Origin of the sequence: Curtobacterium sp. MCBD17_035 (genome assembly GCF_003234815.2) — a bacterium.
Lineage (GTDB): Bacteria > Actinomycetota > Actinomycetes > Actinomycetales > Microbacteriaceae > Curtobacterium.
The window spans coordinates 3,284,211-3,301,165 of the sequence record NZ_CP126279.1 but is presented as its reverse complement, the minus strand read 5'-3'; the positions used below and the strand labels follow the sequence as shown (position 1 = coordinate 3,301,165).

Genomic DNA, 16,955 nt, shown 5'->3' with positions numbered 1-16,955 from the left:
CCCGAACTGTACAGGCGGCCCGTGATCAGCCAAGCAGCGCCCGCAGCTGCGGCTCCACGAGCGTCGCCGACCCGACGGGCGACAGGATCCCGCGGAACACCCGGAGCTCCTCCGCCCGGGACTCGACCGGCCCGAGCACGGCGGCGTGCGCGGTCGCCACGAGGTCCTCGAGCGCCCGCACGCACGCGTACCGGACGAGCCGGATCTCGTCGAGCTCCACCAGCCCGTAGCCGTGCCGGAAGGCGGCGGCCTGCTCGTCGGTGCCGTTCCGCGCGCCCTTCCGCCGGTTGGTCCAGCCCGATCGATCAAAGTCCCGGGGGACGGGCACTGCGCCTTCCCAGGTGCGTGCACCCCGGTTCCGCGCCAGACTGACCGGACACCGATCACCGACCGGAGGACCCCCATGGCCAGCGTCGACCACCTGCTCACCGCCAACCTGCACGCCGTGTTCGGCCAGCGCGACGCGTCCGCCCGCGCTGCCGCCGCCCAGGACGCCTACGCCGACGACGTCGTGTTCACCGACCCCGAGGGCTCGGTCACCGGTCGCGACGCCCTGCTCGGCAAGGCCGCGGGACTGCTCGACGAAGCACCCGGCGAGTTCGTGTTCGCCGAGGACGGCCCGCGCTACGTCAGCGGGACCGCGGGCGCGCTCGCCTGGGCGTTCGGACCCGCCGATGCCCCGGTCGCCCGTGGCATCGACGTCATCACCGTCCAGGAGGGACGCATCGCGACGCTCCTCACGATCCTCACCGACGAGGCACCGCCGCTCACGCCGACCATCTGACGGCGGGAGGGGCGGTGCGGGCCGCCCCGGGCCTCCCGGCCGGCGGCCGGAGCCAACGGTGTCCTGCCGCCGCTGTCCTGGTCCGTGCCGTCCTGGCGGTGACGCGTCCGAGGGCGACGGCGCCGTTGTCGTTCGACAGCGGTCATGTCGAGAACAGGCGGAGGGAGCCTGGCCGGGGAGCGCGGCGGGCCTGGGTCAGCAGAGGCCAGCCAGGGTCGCGTCCGACCCCGCGCTCGTCGCGGACACGGTCGAGACCAGGTGGCAGCCGGACGGCAGGCCCGACACGACGAGGGAGGAACCCGACCGGGTCGCCGGGGTCGCGACGCCGTCGACCCAGACCGTCGTCCCGGACCCCGCCCCGACGGGCAGGGTGACCGCGCTGGTCGTCGTGGACGGGACGCGCAGGGCCAGGTTGACCGCGCCTCCCGACCGTTGCTGGTAGGCCGCGGCGATGGTGCCGCGCACCGTGGGCTCGGTGACCGAGGCGTGGTCGACGGCGCCGGGCTGCGGCGCCACCGAGAACGACGCGTACCCGGGCGCGGTGGGCACGATGCCGAACAGGCCGGTCGTGACGTCGGAGACCGGCGACGCGGCCCACGGGTGCGAGTAGGTCGTGTTGGCCTTGAGGGACTTGTCCCACGCCTCCATCGTCGAGCCCGCGCCGACGCGCACCATGTTCATCCAGCTCGTCTTGTCCGTCGCCGTGAGCAGCGCGTCCGCGGTCGATCCGGCGCCGGCCGAGTAGAGACCCGGGAGCAGGAACGCGGCGCAGTAGACGCTGCAGGCCATGCCCTTCCCCGTCACGTACGACGCCGCCCGCGGGACGTTCGCGGGATCGACGACGCCGAACGCCAGGGCGAACGCGGTCGCTTGCACGGCCTCGTGCGCGATCGGCTTGTTCGTCCCCGTGGTCAGGCCGTCGCGGTAGGCACCCTTCGTGCCGTCCCAGAGCCGGGCGTTGATCGCGGTCCGGAGGGACGCCGCCTGGGTCCGGTAGCTCGCCGCGTCCGCGGTCTTCCCGATCGCGGCCGCCATCTCGGCGAGGTCGACGAGGTCCCGGTAGGTCAGCGCGTTCACGACCGTGTCGGTGTCGGTCAGCTGGTAGCCGTCCCGCTCACCGGCAGGCCAGTCGACGATGTCGTCGGCGTCCGCGTGGTCGACGAGTCCCGTCGCGTGGCTGATCGACCCGGTCAGCGGGATGGTGCGGAGCGTGGCGTAGTCGGCGCGGATCTGGGTCGTGTCGCCGCTGGCCTCCCACGCATCGTGCACCGCGAGGACGTCGTACAGGCGCCACTCGGTCGGCCAGGTCGGGTGGGCGAGCAGGTAGTCCACCGAGTAGGTGCCGAGCGCTCCGTCCGCGGACAGGGCCTCCTGCGCGGTCTGCTCGATGTACGCGTCGGCCTCGTACGCGCCACGCTCGCGCTCCCAGGAGTCGACGTACAGGTCCAGCGTGTCGTCGATGATCGTGTTCCGCGACAGCTGCCACACCGCGTCGAGCTTGCTCGACGACGACGAGAACGTCGCGGCCGTCGCGTCGATCGGGTAGCGGAGCACCTCGGCCTGCAGGTCGTGCGCCGTCACCGCCTGCGGCACGTTCGACACCTCGACGTACCGGAACACCCGGATCCCCCAGGAGCGCAGGGTCTGGGAGCCGGTCTTGAGGGTCCAACGGTCCTCCCACTTGTTGCCGGCGGTGGTCTGGTACTGGACGGACCCGCCACCGCTGGCGAGGACCTCGCCGTAGCGGATGTCCACCGTCCGCGTGTCCGGGCTCGTCATCGCGAGCCGGAGCCCGCCGATCCGCGTCTGGCCGAAGTCGAGCAGGTAGTGCCCGGTGCCGAGCCGCGTGATCGTCGTCGGGGCGTCGTCCTCCTGGAGCATCGTCGCGGTCGGCGTCGGGGTGAGCGTGCTGGTCACGAACGCGCTGCGTGCCTGGGCGAGCGTCCACGCGTGGTCGTCGAACCCGACGGTGTCGAAGCCCGACGGGTACTGGCGTGCGTCGATGTCCTCGACGGGAGCGGCGTAGTAGGACGTACCCACCGAGCCGGCGGCGGGGAACACGCCCGTGCCGGTGCGCACCCGCCAGGTGGGACCGGTGCCGACGCGGGTCTCGGTGCCGTCGGTGTAGTGCACGACGAGCTCCGCGAGGAACCGGTGGTCCGACGTCGTGTACAGCAGGGCCCCGATCGCGTTGGTCGCCCCCGCGTGCAGCAGGGACGTCACGTCGTAGCTGTCGTAGCGGACCTCCTTGCCGACCGACTGGGTCGGACCGGCTCCGACGAAGCTCCCGTTGACGCTGATCTTGTACACGTACTGGCGGGACGGCGCGGGGGAGGTCGCGGTCGCCGAGAGGGTCGCCCACGCGATCGTCCGGGCCGGCAGCGTCACCTCGTCGCGGGCGAACAGCCAGTCCGACACGGCACCGGAGCGGATCAGGCAGGCCGCCGAGGTCGGGAACGTCGCCTTGCCGCCGGACACCGTGCCGCAGGGGACGTCGGCGTTGCTCGTGAACGTGTTCCGGTACAGGACGCTCGAGCCCGGGCTCGTCACGGTCAGGCCCGAGAACGTCGTCTTCTCCTTCGAGCCGTTCCGGTAGCCGATGACGCCGCGTGTGTCCGTGTGCGAGGTGCGGGTGTCGACCAGTCGGCCGGCGAACCACGTCCGGATGGTCGAACCGGACACCTGGACCTTGATCGCGTACGCGTGCCCCGAGGTGACCTTGGTGCCGAGCGGGATCTCCTTCGTCGTGAGCTTGCTGTACTTGCCAGCCACCTGCACCTGCGGGACGAGGCTCGACGTGGCGGTGTCGAACTGCCAGAGGTAGCCGTTCTTCGCGTCCTTCGCCCGGAACACGACGCCGGTCGGCTGCGCCGTCGCGACGTAGGTCTCGGTGAACGTGTAGTTGCTCCACGGGTCGAACAGGCACGAGCGCGAGGTCGACACGGTGAGGACGCCGTGCGACTCCCGTCCGCAGCCGAGGTCGGCGACGGTGCTCGACGACGACTGCGACCAGAGGGTCGCGCCCGTGCGGTCCGCGACGGCGAGCGATCGGAAGGTGGCCGACTCGTGGGTGCCGGTCTGCACGCCGATCCACCCGCTCGCGAACGTCCCGTCGGTCCGGGTGTCCACGGTCGTGCCGCCGATGGTCGTCGTGATCGTGTCCCCACCGAGCGACACGGTGAACGCGGTGTCCCGGCCCACCGCCAGGTCGACGCCCTCTGCGTGCAGGTCGACCGTGCCGAGCACCCGGTAGGCGCCCGCCCGCCGGACCTCGGCGACCAGGCGGTCGCTCGCTGCCTGGAACTGCCAGAGGTAGTAGTCGCTCGCGTCGGTCCCGCGGAGGAGGACCGTCGCGGCGCTCGCCGTGATCGTGAAGTGCCCGGACAGCGTGTAGTTCGACCAGGTGTTCGACGGTGTCTCGGACCAGATCGCCCGGGCTCCACCCCAGTCGCCGCCGAGCGCGGTGCCGAACGTCGCCGGCGTTGCCCACGGCGAGGTCGCGCCCGCGCCGTCGACGACCTGCACGGAGAACCACGAGCGGCTCCCCGCGGTGAGGGTCGGTCCGGCGTAGGGCACGTTCTGGCTCGAGCCGGACGTCACCACCCCGCTGTCCCAGATGTCGCCGGTCCCCGCTGCGGCAGCGGCGCTCGAGCCGGCGACGACGATGCGGTAGGACCGCTGGTCGGGCGCGCCCGCCGGGAGGCCCGCGGCGGCACGGTCGAGCACGGCCGGCTGCCAGGAGAACCGGACGGGCACGCTCGGGTCGACGTCCATCGGTGCGCTGAGACCATCGACGGTCAGGTGGGTGGGGGCGGTGGGGACGGCGGGGGTGGGGGACGGGTCCGTGACGGGTCCCGGGCCGGGCGTGGCGCCGTCGGTGGGCGTCGTGGGCGTGCTCGTCGGGGTGGTCGTCGGGACGTCGGTCGGCGCCGTCGTCGGGTTCGGCGCGCCGGTCGGCCCACCGTCGGCGGGACCGCCGCTGGCAGTGCCACCACCGGCGCTGCCGGGATCGGCGGAGGGCGCCCCGGTCGGGACGGCCGTCGGGGAGGAGGTCGCGCCTCCCGTCGGTGCGCCGGGGTCCGCGAGGGCGACCGTGCTGATCCCGGTCCCGGCGGCGGTGAGCGCCGTGACGACGAGCAGCGCGGCGACGAGCCGGGGGAGTCGGTGGTGAGGGCCACGACCGCCGGAGGTGCTGCGGTGGGGGCGCCGACGGGCGTGGCGGGATCGGGTGCGCATGCGGGCTGCCCCTCGGCTCGGGATGGCACCGGTCGACGACCACTGATGTCGACCGGGCACGCTCGTACGCCGGATCCCCCCATGTGGCCCGCTCGGTGGGTGCGGACTGCACGTACATCGTACGTACATGTGAACTGTCCCCCGACAGTCCCCCGTTCGCGCGACAGGGGTGGTGTCGGGGCGTCCTCCGATCGGCCGGCGAGGGGCAGGCTGGTGGGGTGACCCAGCCCTCCCGGACCGGCATGACGACCGGCCGCACCCTCCTGTTCGCGATCGCGGGCGGCGCCGCCGTCGGCAACCTGTACTGGGCGCAGCCGCTCCTCGACTTCATCGCCGGGGACCTGCACGGGTCGACCTCGACCGCCGGGTGGCTCGTCACCGTGACCCAGCTCGGGTACGCCGTCGGGATCCTGCTCGTCGTGCCCCTCGGCGACGTGGTGGACCGACGGAAGCTCGTCCCGCTCATGCTCGTGCTGTCCGCGGTCGCCCTCGCCGCATGTGCGCTCGCCCCGTCCATGGCCGCACTCCTCGTGGCGCTCGCCGCGGTCGGGCTGACCACGGTGGCGGGGCAGGTGCTCACGCCGCTCGCCGGGGACCTGGCGACCGACGAACACCGCGGGCGGGTCGTCGGGACGGTGGCGTCGGGCCTCCTGACCGGGATCCTGGTGTCCCGGACCCTGAGCGGGCTCATCGCCGAGGTCGCGGGCTGGCGGACGATCTTCGTCATCGCCGCGGTCGCCGCCGTGGTGCTCGCGTTCCTGTTGTACCGGGCGATCCCGACGCTCGAGCCGAAGGCGCGCATCCGGTACCCGGCGCTCATCCGGTCGGTGTTCCTCGTGGTCGTCCACGAACCCGTGGTCCGGTGGACCCTCGCCCTGAGCGCCACGGGGTTCGGGGCGTTCACGATGTTCTGGACCGCGCTGACGTTCCTGCTCAGCGGGCCACCGTTCCACTACCCCGTGGTCGTCATCGGACTGTTCGGGCTCGCGGGTCTGGCCGGCGCGGTCGCGGCACAGCGCGGTGGCCGCCTGCACGACCGGGGCTGGAACGTCCCCGCGACGGGGGCACTCTGGGTCCTCGCACTCGTCGCGTTCGTCGTCGCCGGGCTCGGGGGACGGTCCGTCGTGCTCGTCCTGGTGGCGATCGTCCTGCTCGACATCGCGATCCAGGGGCAGAACATCCTCAACCAGGCGCGGATCTTCGCCGTCTCGCACGAGGCCCGGAGCCGGTTGAACACCGCGTTCGTGACCGGGAACTTCATCGGCGGGGCGATCGGGTCGGCGCTCGCCGGGCTGCTCTGGGACGACTGGGGGTGGACCGGGGTGACCGTCGCGGGCGCGGTGCTGGCCGGGTTCGCCCTGACGGTGTGGCTCGTCGGTCGGCGCGGTCCGTTGCGGGTCGGGTGAGGGCCTCCCGTCCGTGGTCGCGGCGCGCCGGTCGGTGCGCCGCCTACCCCTGGAGGCCCGCGATGCACCGCCGGAGCAGCGCCGCGAGTTCCTGGGGTTGCCGTCCCGTGAGCTCCGCGGACATGCGGCGCTCGACGGCGCGGACGGCGGCGCTCGCCACGGCCAGGCGCTCGCGGCCGAGCGGTGTCAGCTCGGTCGGGAGTACCCGGCCCGCGGGGGCGACGGCAGGGCGGGAGACGTGTCCGTCGCGCTCGAGTGCCTGCAGCAGGACGTGCATCGCCTGCCGCGACACGAAGGCCCCGCGCGCCAGCTCGGAGTTCGACAGGCCCGGCCGCTGGGCCAGCAGTTCGAGGCACGAGTAGTGCGTGATGCTCATGCCGAGGGGCCGCAGGACCGCGTCCATCGCGGCGTGCAGCGCGCTCGACGCCTGCTTGAGCAGGTACCCCACCGACGTGTCGAGGTCGATGCCCTCGTCCGCTTGACTCATGTCAGTATTCTGACATAGCGTTATGGTGTCAATTTCCTGACATCGAACGAGGAGAACACATGTCCGTCACCGGCCCCGACTTCATCTCGCTGCAGGTCCGCGACCTCGAACGGTCCGCGGAGTTCTACGAGCAGCACCTCGGACTGACCCGACAGCCCGGGCCGCCGCACGCGGTCGTCTTCGCCACCACACCGATCGCGTTCGCAGTGCGGGAGCGCGTGCCTGGGTCTGGCGTCGCCGACGCGCCCGAGCCGGGTGTCGGCGTCGCGCTGTGGTTCCACGCGCCCGATGCGCAGGCGATCCACGACGAGCTCGTCGCGGCGGGCGTCCGGATCGTGGACGGACCCGTCGACGGCCCGTTCGGTCGTACCTTCACATTCGAGGACCCCGACGGGTACCGGATCACGCTGCACGACCGGGCGTGACGGGCCTCCCGCGCGGGAGTGCGCGCGTGGCGACGCGCGCGCGGACGAGGAACTGCGCGCGTGGACGACGAAGTGCGCGCGTGAACGACCGCGCAGTTGTCGTCGGCGCGCGCATGCCGGTCGCGGGGAAGGGCCCGCGGCCGGTAACACGGGCGAAACCGACGCTCCCTACACTCGCCGCATGCCCCTGACGACGGCCGACGCCCGCAGCGAGTGGGGTCGGTTCGCCGAGGGGTCCGTCGAGCGGCGCATGCTCGTGGCGCTCGGGGACGACCTGGGGCTGCGCCTCCGGCCGCGGCCGATGCAGCTCGACGAGCGCAATCGGGTCGAGGTCGAGGGCATGGACCCCGAGGGCACCGTCGTCGTCCAGCTCATCGGCAACCAGGGGACGTACAAGCCCGCCTACCGGAACAAGGTCCTCGCCGACTGCGCGAAACTCGCGTGGCTGCTCCGGAGCGTGCCGACCGCCGAGCGCGCCGTGCTCGTCGTCACGGGGCTCGTCGCGCAGGCGTTCGGCGGGTGGGTCGCCACGGCCGCGGCGGACCTGGGCATCGAGGTGGTCGTGTTCGACGGCAACCACGTGGTGCCGCTGGCGGAGCACCGAGCTGCGGCTCCGGGGCCCAGCGCGGCGGTGCCGGACCAGCCCGCGGCGGTGCCGGAGCAGCACCAGCCCCCGCGGCCGCCCGAGCGTTAACACGTCCGCAACACCGAGCGCCGCTCGACGAAACACGTGCTCGGTACCGTCGTCGTCGTAGCAGCGGATCTCCGCGTCGCAGACCTCGAACTCGCGACGCACGCTCTCCGCCATCCGAGAACGAGCATCCGTGCTCGGCGACGGCGTGGAGGGACGACATGACGACTGCGGTCGAGCTGCGGGACGCCCGCAAGGTGTACGGACAGGGACCAAGCGGGATGGTGGCGCTCGCGGGCGTGGACCTGACGATCGAGCCGGGGCGGTTCGTGAGCCTCATCGGCCCGAGCGGCTGCGGTAAGTCGACGCTGCTGCGCCTGGTCGCGGGCCTCGAGCCGGCGGACGACGGTGACGTCCTCGTCCACGGCGTGACCCCCGCCGAGGCGTGTGCCGCCAAGCTCATCGGCCTCGTGCCGCAGACCCCGGCGCTGCTGCCGTGGCTGTCGGTGCTCGGGAACGTGTCGCTGCCACAGCGGATCAACACGGGGGCGACCGCTCGGCGGCAGCGGATCGGGGACCTGGGCGACCGGACGACGACGAGCCCGGACGTGCGCGACCTGCTCCGCAAGGCCGGCCTCGAGGACGCGGTCGACAAGCTCCCCTCGCAGCTGTCGGGCGGGATGCAGCAGCGCGCCGCGATCGTCCGGGCGTTCGGGTTGCAGCCGGACGTGCTGCTCATGGACGAGCCGTTCTCGGCGCTCGACGAGTTCACTCGCGAGAACCTGCAGGACCAGCTCCTCGACATGTGGGACGAGCTCCACACGACGGTCCTGTTCGTCACGCACTCGGTGTCCGAGGCCGTGCGGATGTCCGACGAGGTCGTCGTGATGGCACCGCGCCCCGGGCGGATCGTCGACCGGATCGAGATCGACCTGCCGCGCCCCCGCAACGAGCGCCTGTTCGCCGAGACCCGGTTCCACGAGTACGAGGACCGCATCCGCGCCGCCCTGCACCAGGCATGGCGCACGACGGACGCGGCGTAGGAGGCGCGGGATGAGCACCGAGACCACGGCCGCCACGACGACGAGCGCCGCCGCCGACGCGGCCGCGACCGGAGCAGGGGTCGACGGCAGCACGGCCGCCGTCGTGACCGACCCGCCGGGGCCGGGTCGGACCTCCCGGCCGGGCCGACGTGCGGCGGGGTCGCGCCGCACCGCGTGGCTGCACCCCCGCGTGTGGCTGCCGCTCGTCGTCATGCTCGCGGTCCTCGCCGCGCTGTGGCAGTGGGGCGCGGCCGCGATGCCGTACCTGCTGCCGCCGCTGCCGGCGATCGGCGCGTCGCTCGCGACGCAGTTCCCGTACTACGTGCAGAACGCCGGGATCACCCTGCTCGAGGCGGTGATCGGCCTGGCGATCGGGTTCGTCGCCGCGTTCGTGCTCGCCGTCCTGACGAGCGAGCTCCCGGTGGTCCGTCGGGCGGTGATGCCCATCGCCGTCGTCCTCAACGTGACACCGCTCGTCGCGATCGCCCCGGCACTCGTGGTGGCGTTCGGGTTCGGTCCGGCCCCGAAGCTCGTCATCACGGCGCTCATCTGCTTCTTCCCGATCCTCATCAACACCGCGGTCGGGCTCCGGTCGGTGCCGCAGCCGGTGTTGCAGGTGTACCGGACGATGAACGCGTCGCGGCTCGAACTGCTCGTGCACCTGCGGGTCCCGAACGCCATGCCGTACGTGTTCGCGGCGCTCCGGATCGTGTTCCCGCTGTCGATCATCGGTGCCGTCGTCGCCGAGCTGTCGGCGTCGGGGTCGACCGGTGGCCTCGGCACCGTGATCAGCACGGCGTCGTCGATGAACCAGCTCGCCGTGGTCTACGCCGCGATCGCGATCCTCGCCGTGATCGGCGTCCTGCTCCTGGCGGTCATCACCCTGGTGGAGCGGCGCGCGCTCCGCTGGCACGCCGGGTCGGCCGGCTGACCGCCGCCGGCTGACCGGCGGGGACCTCCAGCCGGGAGGCCCAGCCCCCGCCGCACCGCCCCGCACGTCCCGCAGACCCTCTCGCGCTCGACGCGACCGTCCGCCCGCCGCACCCCGGCGGCGCCGGCCGCGCCGTGCCTCCCGTCCCACCGCACCAGACGCACCGCCGCACCAGACGCACCGCCCGTCCCGTCGCACCACCCCGCACCCACCCCACCCCACCCACGCAAGGAGTGACCCATGCAGCACCGCCGCCTCGTCGCCGGTCTCGCCGCACTCGCCGCCACCGCGTTGAGCCTCGGGCTCGCCGGATGCAGCACGAGCAGCGCCGCCGACACCACGTCGTCCTCGACCTCGGCGATCTCGTCGAAGCGCTGTGCCGAGAACAAGGCCGCCGGACCGATCACCTACCTGTCCGGCTACCAGTACCAGTCCTCGGCATCGATCCTCGAGTACATCGCCGCGAGCAAGCTCGGGTACTTCAAGGACCTGTGCCTCGACGTGCGCCTCAAGCCCGGCAGCGGCGACACCGCCCAGAACACGAAGCTGCTCGCGAGCGGTCAGGCGAGCATCTCCGCGATCGCCGAGCAGGACCTCATCCAGGCGCGGGCGAACGGCATCGACATCACCGGTGTCTCGTCGTACTCGAACGCTGGACTCGACATCCTCATGACGAACAAGGACATCACGAAGCTGACGCAGCTCGGCGGCAAGGTCGTCGGCAACAAGGGCTTCGTCCCCGCGGCCGTCGAGGCGATGATGATCAAGGCCGGCGTGGACTGGAAGTCCCTGCAGCAGGTGAAGGAGGGCTACGACCCGACCGTGCTGCCCCGCAAGCAGGGCGGTCTGGAGGCCCTCACCGGCTTCATCTCGAACGAGCCGAACCTGCTCCGGGCAGCGGGCGACCCTGTGACGGTGTGGCAGCCCGTCAAGTACGGCATCCCGTCGTCGATCGGCGCCATGGCCGTGAACCCCGCGTTCGCGAAGGCGCACCCGACCGCGGTCGAGGACGTCCTCCGCGCCGCGATCCACGCGTACCAGTACTGCTCGTCGAGCGACGCCCACGTCACGCAGTGCGTCGGGTACGCCGCCGACCTGTCCGGCGCGACGTACGACAAGGCCCAGAACGCCAAGATCTGGAAGACCGAGGTGAAGACCATCGCGGACAACCCGACCCCCGGACAGCCCCTCGGCGGGATCGACCCGGCCAACGTCACGAAGCTCGTCGCGATGCTCCACCAGTACGACATCGTGCCCGGGTCGGTCACGGCCTCGGACGCGAAGGGCTGGTTCGACGACCGGTACGTCGACGCCATCTACCGGGGCGGCAAGCTGGTGTGGCCGGCACCGTAGCCGGTCACCGCGCACCCGATCAGCACCCACCACGAACCGATCAGCACCCACCACGCACCACAGCACGAACGGAAGGCGGTCGCAGCGATGCCCGCGAAAGAGTACGGGATCTTCCTGCCCATCGGGAACGGTGGCTGGATGCTCTCCACCACCGCTCCCCACCCCGAGGCGACCTACGCGTGGAACAAGCGCGCCGCGGTGCACGCCGAGGACATCGGACTCGACTTCGTCATGTCCATGGCGAAGTGGCGCGGCTTCGGCGGCACCACCGACCACTGGGGTCGCTCGCTCGAGTCCATGACGATGATGGCCGCGATCGCCGAGGCCACGAGCCGCGTCGGGATCTGGGCGACCATGCACGCGAACGTCCACAACCCGGCCGTCGCGGCGAAGATGTACGCCACGCTCCAGGACGTCTCGGGCGGTCGGGTGGGCATGAACATCGTCAACGGCGCCTACGCGGACGAGTTCGTGCAGTTCGGCGAGTGGGACCCGTCGCTGAGCCACGCCGACCGGTACCGGATGACCGAGGCCGTCACCCGGCTGTGGTCCGAGGACGCCGTGACGATGCACACGCCGTGGTTCGACCTCGACGACTGCAGCTCGCGTCCGCACCCCGTGACGCGGCCTCGGATCATCAGCGCGGGCCGCTCGGCCGACGCGCGGGCGTTCCAGGCGAAGTACGCCGACGGCGCGTTCCTGTCGGCCGACGACCTCGACGAGATGCGCGACCTGTCGCGGGACGTGCACGATCGCGCCGCCGCCGAGGGCCGGACGTGCCGGACCTACTCGATGCTCACGGTCGTGCAGGACGAGACCGACGCGCTCGCCGAGCAGAAGGTGCGGGCCTGGGGCGCCGGCCTCGACCGCGAGGCACTCGCGCGGATGCAGGCGTCCTGGGGCATCCCCGCCGACCAGGCGCGCGCGTGGGCGGACGGTGCCGTCGGCGAGGCGGCGTTCCAGACGCCGTACGTCGCGGGCTCGGCGGCGACCGTCACGGAGCACATCGAGTACGTCGTCGAGCAGGGCGAACTCGACGGCCTCATGCTGATCTTCCCCGAGTACGACCAGGACATGGTGCTGTTCGGCGAGACGGTCCTCCCGGCACTCCGTGCGCACGACGGGGCCCTCGTCTGATGGCCGCCACCGACGCCCCGGCGCGCTCCGGGCCCCTCGACCGCCTCCGGGCACCGGGGCAGCGACCGGCCCTCGTCGTCGTCGACGTCCAGCGCGACTTCGGCGACCCGGACCGCATCGGCGCGTACGGCTGCACGCCGCAGACCCTCGCCGCGATCGACGCGACGGTCACGCGGATCGGGGCGCTCGTGGACCGGGCCCGCGCCGTCGGCGTGCCCGTCGTCTGGGTCGAGCTCGGCAGCGATCCGGGACGCCCCTGGCGGGCGAGCACCTGGCTCCGCGGCGGCGACTACGACGGCCCGATGGGGCTCGACGAGCCGTGCGTCATCGGGTCCGAGGGGGCCGCCTGGTACCGGGTGGCGCCCGCGCCCGGCGAGGACCGCGTCGTCAAACGCGGGTACAGCGGGTTCCTCGGCACCGACCTGGAGGCGCGGCTCCGCTCCGCCGGGATCGACTGGCTCACCGTCGTCGGCCTGACGAGCGAGTGCTGCGTCGCCGCGACCGCGCAGGACGCGTTCCAGCTCGACTGGCCCGTGGTCGTGCCCGCGGACGCGACCGCCGCCTACGACGACGCCGTGCACGCGGCCGCGCTGGTGCAACTCGGCCTCAACGTGGCCGTCGTCACCGACGTCGACACCGTGACCGCCGTGTGGGACGAGGCCCTGGCGTGAGCGGCATCCACATCGCCTACGACCTGTCGTTCGCCCACACCGAGGGGCGCTGGGCCCATGCCGGCAGCTGGATCGGGCAGGAGTTCCCCGACGTCCGGATGTACGCCGAACTCGCCCGGACCGCGGAACGCGCCGGTGTGGACATGCTGTTCTTCGGGGACGGCTCGGGCATCCCGAACACCTGGCGGGGCAGCATGGACGCCGCGGTCGAGTGGGGCATCCAGTGGCCGCGGCACGACATGGCGCCGGTCATCGCCGCGATGTCGACCGCGACCGAGCACATCGGCTTCGGGCTGACGTACTCGTCGACGTTCATGCACCCGTTCACCGTCGCGCGCCTGCTCAACTCGCTCGACCACGTCACGAACGGCCGGATCGCGTTCAACGTCGTGGCCTCGACCCGTGGTGCCGACGCCGAGAACTACGGGTCCGCGGAGCTCATGGACCACGACCTCCGGTACGAGCGGATGGAGGAGTTCATCGCGGTGTGCCGTGCGCTCTGGGACTCCGTGTCGCCCGACGCGATCGTGCGCGACCGGACGACGGGACGCTTCGCCGACCCCGCCGGAGTGCACCCGATCGACCACGAAGGCCGGTTCTTCCGGGTCCGCGGGCCGCTCGCGAGCGTGCCCAGCCCGCAGGTCCACCCCGTGGTCGTGCAGGCCGGCAACTCCCCGCGGGGCATCGCGGCGTCGGCCTCGTTCGCGGACCTCGTGTTCGGCTTCGGCGGCGGGGTCGCGGGGCAGCGCCGGCACCGCGCGATGCTCGACGACGCCCTGCGCACCGAGGGCCGGGACCCCGCCTCGGTCGGGATCCTGTGGGCGACACAGGTGATCGTCGGGCGCACCCGGCGCGAGGCGGCCACGCGACGGGACGAGGTCCTGCGCGCCTGGGACCACGAGGCCGTCGGCGCGTTCCTGTCGCACAACGCCGGGTACGACTTCTCGACCCTGCCGACCACGTTCCGGCTGGGGGAACTCCAGGACGCCATCGTCGCGGCGCAGGCCAGTCCCGGCGGACTCGTCGGCACCCTCGTCGCGGAGCACGGGGCGGACCACACGATGACCCGCGACGAGTTCTTCGACCACGGGTGGGCCTCCGCGACCGGACTCGACCACACGCTGCTCGGGGATCCGGCCGAGATCGCCGACGCCCTCGAGGAGAACCACGCCACGACCGGAGCCCGCGGGGGCTACATGCTCTCGACCCCGCTCGGCATGCCGTCGGGGTTCGCGGAGCTGAGCGAGCTGCTCGTGCCCGAGCTCCGGGCCCGCGGCGCGCTCGCCCCCCGCTATCCCGGTCGCACGCTCCGCGAGAACCTGGCGGTGTGAGGTGACCGCGGTGGCGACGGCGCCGGTCGGGGCGGGCGGGGGCCGGGCCTCCCGTCCGTGGCTCGCGCTCGCCGGCCTGTGCACCGGGTTCTTCGTGCTCATGCTCGACAGCACCGTCACGTCGGTGGCGTTGCCGGCGCTCGTCGACGACCTGCGCGTCGACGCGACGGCCGCGCTCTGGGTGAACAGCGGGTATCTGCTCGCGTTCGCGGTGCCCCTCGTGGTGGCCGGGCGGCTCGGCGACCGGTTCGGCGGCCGCCGGGTGTACCTCGTCGGGCTCGGGGCCTTCGTCGTCGGATCCGTGTTCGCCGCGCTCGCGCCCGCGATCGGCCTGCTCGTCGCCTGGCGGGTGGTGCAGGGCGTCGGGGCAGCGCTCATGACGCCCCAGTGCCTGCCCGCCATCCGCGCGCTGTTCCGGCCACCGCGGCTCGCCGTCGCACTCACCGTCTGGAGCGCCGGCGGCGGCGCGGCCACGGTCGCCGGCCCGCTCGTCGGCGGGTTCCTCGTCGCGGCCTGGGGATGGCCCGCCGTGTTCTGGGTCAACGTGCCGGTCGGGGTCCTGGCGGGCGCCGCCGTGCTCCGGTGGGTCCCGCGGTCGCCGCGGTCGCACGCCCGGGTGCCCGCGTGGGCGATGGGCGGCGTCGCGCTCGGGGTGCTGGCGTTCGTGCTCGGGGTGCAGGGGACGGGGGACGGCACCGGGTCGGTCGCGGGCCTCCCGCGGTGGGCGCTCGTCGTCGCCGGAGTCGTGCTCGTCGGGGTCGTCCTGGGGCTCCAGCGTCACGACCAGGCGGCCGCGCTGCTGCCCGGGGCGCTGTTCCGTTCGCACTCGTTCCGCACCGGGGCCTCGGGCGCCGCCGCCGCGTCGTGGTGCGTGGGGTCGGCGCCGATCCCGCTCATGCTCCACCTGCAGGACGACCGCGGGCTCGACGTCGTGTCCGCGGCCCTGACCCTCGTGCCGATGGGCGTCGCTGCGCTCGCCGCCGCACCCGTGGCCGCCAGGGTCACCAACCGGGCGGGAGCCCGGACCGGCGCGGTCGTGGGCGCGGCCTGCCTGGTCGTCGCCCTCACCGCGACGGCCGTGCTCGTGGAGGTCGACGCCGGACCCGTGGCGCTCGCCGCGGCGTTCGCGTTGTTCGGCGTCGCGAACGCGTTCGTCTGGGCACCGTTCTCGCTCGCCGCCGTCACGGGCGTGGCACCGGGATCGCTCGGTGCGGCCTCCGGTGCGTTCAACGGCGTCAAGCAGCTCGGTGCGGTGCTCGGGAGCGCGGTGACCGCCGTCGTGCTCGCCGGTGCCGGTGGTGCCGCTGCGGCGCTCGGGGTGCTCGCCGTCGTGGCGGTGGGCGCGGTGGTCGCGGCGTCGCGGCTGCCGGTGGCCCCCGCCGAGGAGGGACGGGGGCCCGAGGACGCCGCCGGGGCCGCGCGGGTGCCGGACGCCGCCGGGGCCCCGCGTGTGCCGGACGCTACCGGGGGCCAGTGGGTGCCGGACGCCGCCGGGGGCCCGCCGCCGCTGACGGGCGTCGTCGTGCACGGTGTGGCGACCGGCCGCGTGCTCGGCTACCCGACGGCGAACCTCGCGCTCGACGACCCCGACGCCCTGCCACCCGACGGCGTGTACCTCGGCCGGTTCCGTGCCGCGTCGTGGGCGACCCCGCGACCAGCGCTCGTGTCCGTGGGCGGCAACGAGACGTTCCAGGGCCGCGACCACACGGTCGAGGCGCACGTGCTGGACTTCGACGGCGACCTGTACGGCGAGCGGGTCGACCTCGTCGTCGAGCAGCTGCTCCGCCAACAGCGCGCCTTCCCCGATGTCGACGCACTGGTCGCGGCGATGCGGGACGACGAACGGGAGGCCCGGCACCGGTCCGGCACGCCGGCCTCCGACCGGACCGTCCTGCCCGGGACGGAGGTCACCCGGTGATGCGCCCGGTCGTCGGTCCGGGGGTCAGCCCCGAGGCCGTCCGCGACGCGTTCGCGGAACACCCGAGCGGGGTCGCGGCGATCGGCGCCGTCGCGGGTGAGCTCCCCGTCGTGATGGTCGTGTCGTCGTTCAGCGTCGGGGTGTCGTACGAGCCGCCGATGGTGTCGTTCGCGGTCCAGCACACCTCGACGACGTGGCCCGACCTGCTCGACGCTCCTGTGCTGGGGATCTCGGTGCTCGGGACGGGGCACGTGGAGCGGACGCGGCAACTGGCGTCACGTGACCGCTCGAGCCGGTTACGGGACCTGCCGTTCACGATCACCACGACCGGAGCACTCCTGCTCGACGGCGCGCCCGTGTGGCTCGAGTGCGTCGTCGCCGACGTGCTGCGGACGGGTGACCACGACCTGGTGGTGCTCCGCGTGCTCGCCGTGGCCGCGGACGACGAGGCCGAGCCGCTCGTGTGGCACCGGCGGACGGCGCGCGTGCTGGCGGATTGAGGGCGGCGTGCGGGAGTGCGCGCGTGGACGACGAAGTGCGCGCGTCAACGACCGCGCAGTTGTCGTTGGCGCGCTGCCTCCCGCGCCCCAGCCCCGCGCCCC

The 16,955-nt window shown here is 73.2% G+C and carries 15 protein-coding genes; 12 read left to right on the top strand and 3 right to left on the bottom strand.

Annotated features, from left to right (window positions below; translation table 11 throughout):
* Positions 1-25 precede the first annotated feature (25 nt).
* Positions 26-328 (bottom strand): hypothetical protein, encoded by a 303-nt coding sequence (locus tag DEI93_RS15615; protein WP_111120432.1) that lies wholly within the window; start codon positions 326-328, stop codon positions 26-28.
* Positions 329-403: 75 nt separating this feature from the next.
* Between DEI93_RS15615 and DEI93_RS15610 the strand changes: the two genes are divergently transcribed.
* A complete protein-coding gene (locus DEI93_RS15610) occupies positions 404-784 on the top strand; it encodes a nuclear transport factor 2 family protein (RefSeq protein WP_111120431.1) in 381 nt (126 codons plus the stop codon).
* Positions 785-979: 195 nt separating this feature from the next.
* On the opposite strand, the gene DEI93_RS15605 is transcribed toward DEI93_RS15610, so the two are convergent.
* Positions 980-5,020 (bottom strand): family 78 glycoside hydrolase catalytic domain, encoded by a 4,041-nt coding sequence (locus DEI93_RS15605; RefSeq protein ID WP_284158479.1) that lies wholly within the window; start codon positions 5,018-5,020, stop codon positions 980-982.
* A 218-nt stretch (positions 5,021-5,238) separates the two neighbouring features.
* Between DEI93_RS15605 and DEI93_RS15600 the strand changes: the two genes are divergently transcribed.
* A complete protein-coding gene (locus tag DEI93_RS15600) occupies positions 5,239-6,426 on the top strand; it encodes an MFS transporter (RefSeq protein WP_258372368.1) in 1,188 nt (395 codons plus the stop codon).
* A gap of 43 nt (positions 6,427-6,469) precedes the next feature.
* On the opposite strand, the gene DEI93_RS15595 is transcribed toward DEI93_RS15600, so the two are convergent.
* The gene (locus DEI93_RS15595; protein WP_111027759.1) at positions 6,470-6,913 is read right to left on the bottom strand and encodes a MarR family winged helix-turn-helix transcriptional regulator; all 444 of its coding nucleotides are present in this window, start codon (positions 6,911-6,913) and stop codon (positions 6,470-6,472) included.
* A 59-nt stretch (positions 6,914-6,972) separates the two neighbouring features.
* On the opposite strand from DEI93_RS15595, the gene DEI93_RS15590 reads away from it, so the two are divergent.
* From DEI93_RS15590 to DEI93_RS15545, 10 genes are all read left to right on the top strand, one after another.
* On the top strand, positions 6,973-7,338 hold the full coding sequence (locus DEI93_RS15590) for a VOC family protein (protein WP_111014221.1): 366 nt from the start codon (positions 6,973-6,975) through the stop codon (positions 7,336-7,338).
* Positions 7,339-7,519: 181 nt separating this feature from the next.
* Positions 7,520-8,032: a hypothetical protein gene (locus DEI93_RS15585; RefSeq protein WP_220037919.1), complete on the top strand. Its 513-nt coding sequence runs from the start codon at positions 7,520-7,522 to the stop codon at positions 8,030-8,032.
* A gap of 158 nt (positions 8,033-8,190) precedes the next feature.
* Positions 8,191-9,012, top strand: a complete 822-nt coding sequence (locus DEI93_RS15580; protein ID WP_111120730.1) for an ABC transporter ATP-binding protein — start codon at positions 8,191-8,193, stop codon at positions 9,010-9,012.
* 10 nt (positions 9,013-9,022) lie between these two features.
* Positions 9,023-9,943, top strand: coding sequence for an ABC transporter permease (locus DEI93_RS15575; protein WP_111120732.1), 921 nt, complete (start codon positions 9,023-9,025; stop codon positions 9,941-9,943).
* A 240-nt stretch (positions 9,944-10,183) separates the two neighbouring features.
* Positions 10,184-11,296 (top strand): ABC transporter substrate-binding protein, encoded by a 1,113-nt coding sequence (locus DEI93_RS15570; protein ID WP_111120553.1) that lies wholly within the window; start codon positions 10,184-10,186, stop codon positions 11,294-11,296.
* Positions 11,297-11,383: 87 nt separating this feature from the next.
* On the top strand, positions 11,384-12,433 hold the full coding sequence (locus DEI93_RS15565) for an LLM class flavin-dependent oxidoreductase (RefSeq protein ID WP_111120554.1): 1,050 nt from the start codon (positions 11,384-11,386) through the stop codon (positions 12,431-12,433).
* A complete protein-coding gene (locus DEI93_RS15560) occupies positions 12,433-13,104 on the top strand; it encodes a cysteine hydrolase family protein (RefSeq protein WP_111120555.1) in 672 nt (223 codons plus the stop codon). Before DEI93_RS15565 ends, DEI93_RS15560 begins: the two co-directional genes overlap by 1 nt.
* Positions 13,101-14,435 carry an NtaA/DmoA family FMN-dependent monooxygenase gene (locus DEI93_RS15555; RefSeq protein ID WP_111120556.1) on the top strand — a complete coding sequence of 445 codons (1,335 nt, stop codon included), beginning with the start codon at positions 13,101-13,103 and terminating at the stop codon, positions 14,433-14,435. The genes DEI93_RS15560 and DEI93_RS15555 overlap by 4 nt, the downstream gene beginning before the upstream one ends.
* Positions 14,436-14,445: 10 nt before the next feature.
* Complete coding sequence (locus tag DEI93_RS15550; RefSeq protein WP_258372345.1) at positions 14,446-16,353, top strand: MDR family MFS transporter; 1,908 nt, start codon at positions 14,446-14,448, stop codon at positions 16,351-16,353.
* Positions 16,353-16,853, top strand: coding sequence for a flavin reductase family protein (locus tag DEI93_RS15545; protein WP_111071926.1), 501 nt, complete (start codon positions 16,353-16,355; stop codon positions 16,851-16,853). The genes DEI93_RS15550 and DEI93_RS15545 overlap by 1 nt, the downstream gene beginning before the upstream one ends.
* The last annotated feature ends 102 nt before the right edge of the window (positions 16,854-16,955 follow it).